This window comes from Streptomyces viridosporus, assembly GCF_002078235.1.
In the GTDB taxonomy this organism is placed as follows: Bacteria; Actinomycetota; Actinomycetes; order Streptomycetales; family Streptomycetaceae; genus Streptomyces; species Streptomyces viridosporus.
Map to the genome: position 1 here is coordinate 1 of NZ_MSGP01000429.1, position 4,423 is coordinate 4,423.

General features: G+C 73.0%; 5 protein-coding genes. 3 read left to right on the forward strand and 2 right to left on the reverse strand.

Annotated elements, in window-relative coordinates; translation table 11 throughout:
* The first annotated feature begins 84 nt into the window (after nucleotides 1–84).
* Both B7L92_RS27700 and B7L92_RS27705 read left to right on the forward strand, forming a co-directional pair.
* Entirely contained in the window at nucleotides 85–525 is a 441-nt protein-coding gene (locus B7L92_RS27700) for a VOC family protein (RefSeq protein ID WP_081240084.1), read from the forward strand.
* Complete coding sequence (locus B7L92_RS27705; protein WP_081240085.1) at nucleotides 522–1,601, forward strand: adenosine deaminase; 1,080 nt, start codon at nucleotides 522–524, stop codon at nucleotides 1,599–1,601. The genes B7L92_RS27700 and B7L92_RS27705 overlap by 4 nt, the downstream gene beginning before the upstream one ends.
* On the opposite strand, the gene B7L92_RS27710 is transcribed toward B7L92_RS27705, so the two are convergent.
* Both B7L92_RS27710 and B7L92_RS27715 read right to left on the reverse strand, forming a co-directional pair.
* Nucleotides 1,583–2,098 carry a mycothiol transferase gene (locus B7L92_RS27710; RefSeq protein ID WP_081240086.1) on the reverse strand — a complete coding sequence of 172 codons (516 nt, stop codon included), beginning with the start codon at nucleotides 2,096–2,098 and terminating at the stop codon, nucleotides 1,583–1,585. The genes B7L92_RS27705 and B7L92_RS27710 overlap by 19 nt on opposite strands.
* Before the next feature lie 27 nt (nucleotides 2,099–2,125).
* Nucleotides 2,126–3,010: a LysR family transcriptional regulator gene (locus B7L92_RS27715; RefSeq protein WP_081240087.1), complete on the reverse strand. Its 885-nt coding sequence runs from the start codon at nucleotides 3,008–3,010 to the stop codon at nucleotides 2,126–2,128.
* 127 nt (nucleotides 3,011–3,137) lie between these two features.
* Between B7L92_RS27715 and mgrA the strand changes: the two genes are divergently transcribed.
* A complete protein-coding gene (gene mgrA / locus B7L92_RS27720; RefSeq protein ID WP_081240088.1) occupies nucleotides 3,138–4,130 on the forward strand; it encodes an L-glyceraldehyde 3-phosphate reductase in 993 nt (330 codons plus the stop codon).
* The last annotated feature ends 293 nt before the right edge of the window (nucleotides 4,131–4,423 follow it).

Consider the following 4,423-nt stretch of genomic DNA (forward strand, 5'->3'; position numbering starts at 1 on the left):
GGGCGGGGCCGGTGGGACGGGACTGGCGCGCCCGGTAGTTTTACGTATAACCTCTCCGGTCGACCCCCCTTCCGAAAGGCCACGATGAGACGCGTCGCCCTGGTCACCCTCGTCGTCGACGACTACGACGAGGCGATCCGCTTCTACACCGAGGCCCTGGGCTTCCGGCTCGCCGAGGACACGCCCCGGCCCGACGGCTCCCGCTGGGTCGTCGTCGCACCGGACGACGGGCGCACCGGAACGGGACTGCTGCTCGCCCGCGCCAAGGGGGAGGAGCAGCGCGCCCGGGTCGGCGACCAGACCGGCGGACGCGTGGGCTTCTTCCTGCACACCGACGACTTCGCCCGCGACCACGCCCGGATGGCCGCCGCGGGCGTGGCCTTCCTGGAGGAGCCGCGCCACGAGCCGTACGGCTCGGTCGCCGTCTTCCGGGACCTGTACGGCAACCGCTGGGACCTGCTCCAGCCCGCCGAACGACCCCTTCGCCCCCGAGAAACCACCTGCCGAGGAACGCACCGCCCATGACCGAGCCCCGCATCGACACCGACACCCTCCGCCGGCTGCCCAAGGCCGTGCTGCACGATCACCTCGACGGCGCCCTGCGCCCCGCCACCCTGGTGGAGCTCGCGGACGCGGTCGGCCACACCCTGCCCACCACCGACCCCGACGAACTCGCCGCCTGGTACGTCGAGGCCGCCGGCTCCGGCGACCTGGTCCGCTACATAGCCACCTTCGAGCACACCCTCGCCGTCATGCAGCACCGCGAGGGCCTGCTGCGCACCGCCGAGGAGTACGTGCTCGACCTCGCCGCCGACGGCGTCGTCTACGGCGAGGTGCGCTACGCCCCCGAGCTGATGACCAAGGGCGGGCTGACCCTGTCCGAGGTCGTCGGGACGGTGCAGGAGGGGCTCGCGGCCGGCATGGCCAAGGCGGCGGCCGCGGGCACGCCGGTGCGGGTCGGGACGCTGCTGTGCGGCATGCGGATGTTCGACCGGACGCGGGAGATCGCCGACCTGGTCGTGGCGTTCCGGGACGCCGGTGTCGTCGGCTTCGACATCGCCGGCGCCGAGGACGGCTTCCCCGCCGCCGACCACCTCGACGCGTTCGAGCACCTGCGCCGCGAGAACGTCCCCTTCACCATCCACGCCGGTGAGGCCCACGGCCTGCCCAGCATCCACCAGGCCCTCCAGGTGTGCGGCGCCCAGCGCATCGGGCACGGGGTGCGGATCACCGACGACATCCCCGACCTCGCGGCCGGCAAGCTCGGCCGGCTGGCCGGGTGGGTGCGCGACCGCAGGATCGCGCTGGAGATGTGCCCCACCTCCAACCTCCAGACCGGCGCCGCGACCTCGATCGCCGAGCACCCCGTCACCGCGCTGAAGGACCTCGGCTTCCGCGTCACCCTCAACACCGACAACCGGCTGGTGTCGGGCACCACCATGATCCGCGAGATGTCCCTGCTGGTGGAGCAGGCCGGCTGGACGCTCGAGGACCTGCGCACCGTCACGGTCAACGCGGTGAAGAGCGCGTTCCTGCCGTTCGACGAGCGCGGTGCCCTGATCCGGGACGTGGTCCTGCCCGGTTACGCGTCCGCGCTCTGAAGCAGTCCCCGTACGTAGGCGGCCTGTCCGACGTGCTGCAGATCGTCGGACAGGACGCTGACCAGCCGCACGCCCAGGCTGACCGGGGGATCCCAGCGCTCGTCCACGATCCGCTCCAGGTCCTTGGCGGTCAGCGCGCGCAGGGCCCCGAGCGTCTGCTCGTGCACCGCGTCGTGGTAGCCGGTCAGCAGGTCGGCGGAGCCGACCCGCACCTCGGCCACCTTCACCGGATCGTGCCCGTACCCGGTGTCACGGCGGGGCAGAGCGAGCCCGAGGCGTTCCTCCCAGCCCCGGGAGAGCCACACCTGGTCGAGGCCGAAGGCGTCCGCGACGTGGTCGTCCTGGATCCGGGTGAGGTGCCAGACCAGCCAGGCGACGGAGTTGGCGCCGGAGGCGGGCCGGAAGCCCAGGTCGTCGGGGTCCAGGCCCTCGACGGCGGCGTGGACCTCTTCGCGGACGCGGCCGAAGCCGTCGATGAGGATGTCCTTGGCATGCATGGGTCCACCCTCGCGCATCGCCGCCCCTCACGCGCCCCCGTCGTCCAGCAGGGCCATCAGCGCCCGCGCCGCCGGGCTGGTGGCCCGCGGGGCCGGCACCAGGGCGACGGTCTCGTAGGCCGACTCGCCGGTGTCCTTCAGCGGCAGCGCGGTCAGTGCCTCGCGCTTGTGCCGGAAGTGGCGCGGCACCACGGCGACGCCCAGGTTCTCGTCGACCAGGTCGAGCAGGCTGTGCACGTCGTTCACCTCCAGCGCCACCGTGCGCCGCACCCCGGCGGCGGCGAAGGCGGCGTCGGTGGTGCGGCGCGGGCCCCAGTCGGGGTGGAAGTCCACGAAGACCTCGTCGGCCAGGTCGCGCGGGGTGGGCGGCGCCCCGGCCCGCGCGAGCCGGTGGCCGGGGTGGCACAGCACGGTCATCGGCTCGCTGGTGAGCGGCACCGACCGCAGGTGGTCGGAGTCCGCCTCCGTCCGGTAGGCGAAGGCGAGGTCCAGCCGCCCCGCCGCGACCTCCTCCGCGAGCGCGGCCGAACCCCACTGCCGCAGCCGGATCTCCACGTCCGGGTGGCGCCGCCGGAACGCCGCGAGCAGCTCCGCCACGTGCACCCCGGCGATGCACTGCTCGGCGCCCAGCGCGAGGGTGCCGCGCAGCACGCCCTGCACCGCGGCCACCGCCTCGTGCGCCGCCCGCACCTGCGCCAGGATCCGCTCGGCCTCCGCCAGCAGGGCCCGCCCGGCCTCGGTGAGCGTCACCCTGCGGGTCGTCCGTACGAACAGCGGGGTCTGCAGTTCGCGCTCCAGGGCGCGGATGGACGCGGACAGGCCCGACTGGGAGACCATCAGCCGTTCCGCCGCCCGGGTGAAGTGCTGGTCCTCGGCGACGGCGACGAAGTGCTGGAGATGGCGCAGTTCCATGATTGAGAAGCGTATCCGCTGAATCCCATCGGATTCTTCTGTTGGACCACTGCCCCCGGGCCACGACAGAGTGGAACGGCGGTTCGACGGAACCGCCGAGACCTGTGCCAACCCCTCTGGAGTCGCGTTGTACACCGCACACCCCGACCGTTACGCGGACATGCCCTACCGGCGCACCGGACGCAGCGGCCTGAAGCTCCCCGCGCTCTCGCTCGGCCTGTGGCACAACTTCGGTCCGGACCGCCCGGCCGAGACCCAGCGCGCCATCCTGCGCCGCGCCTTCGACCTCGGCGTCACCCACTTCGACCTCGCCAACAACTACGGGCCGCCGCCCGGCGCCGCCGAGTCCGCGCTCGGCGAGGCGCTGAAGGCGGACTTCGCGCCGTACCGCGACGAACTGGTGATCTCCACCAAGGCCGGCTACCTCATGTGGCCCGGCCCGTACGGCGAATGGGGCTCCCGCAAGTACCTGCTGTCCTCGCTGGACCGGAGCCTGGACCGGATGGGTCTGGAGTACGTCGACATCTTCTACTCGCACCGCTTCGACCCGGAGACTCCCCTGGAGGAGACGATGGGCGCCCTGCACACGGCGGTCCAGCAGGGCAAGGCGCTCTACGTCGGCGTGTCCAACTACTCCGCGGAGCAGACCCGCGAGGCCGCCCGCATCCTCGGCGAGCTGGGCACCCCGCTGCTGATCCACCAGCCGCGCTACTCGATGCTCGACCGCCGCCCGGAGGACGAGGGCCTCCTGGACGCCCTGGACGAGCTGCAGGTCGGTTCCATCGCCTACTCCCCGCTGGAGCAGGGTCTGCTGACCGCCCGCTACCTCGACGGCATCCCCGAGGACTCCCGGGCGGCGAGCGACAGCCCGTTCCTGAACACCGACGCCCTCACCGAGGAACTGGTGGGCCGGCTGCGCGCGCTGAACGAGATCGCCGCGTCCCGCGGCCAGAGCCTGGCGCAAATGGCGCTGTCCTGGGTGCTGCGCGGCGGCCGGGTGACCTCCGCCCTGGTCGGGGCGAGCAGCCCGCGGCAGCTGGAGGACAGCGTCGCGGCCACCCGCGCCCTCGACTTCGACGCGGAGGAGCTGGCCCGCATCGACGCCGTCGTCAAGCGGTAGGCACCGCACCCGCGGACCGGCGGCCGCGCGCCCTGCCCTCCCGGGGCGCGGCCGACCGCCCCGCGGGCTGTGGGGCCGCCGACCGCGCCCCGTCCGTACGGCCACCGGGCGGCGCAGTGTTTCGGCCAAGCGCGACCGTGAATATGCCAGGAGACTGGCCGGAAACACATGGTGACAGTGTTTCAGCGGTGAACATACTCGACAACGAGAGCGCTTCACACCGCGCGACGGCGCCCTCACGCACAGCACGCGAGCCACGCCGGGCGGTGAACCCGCCCGGCGTGGCTCGCGTG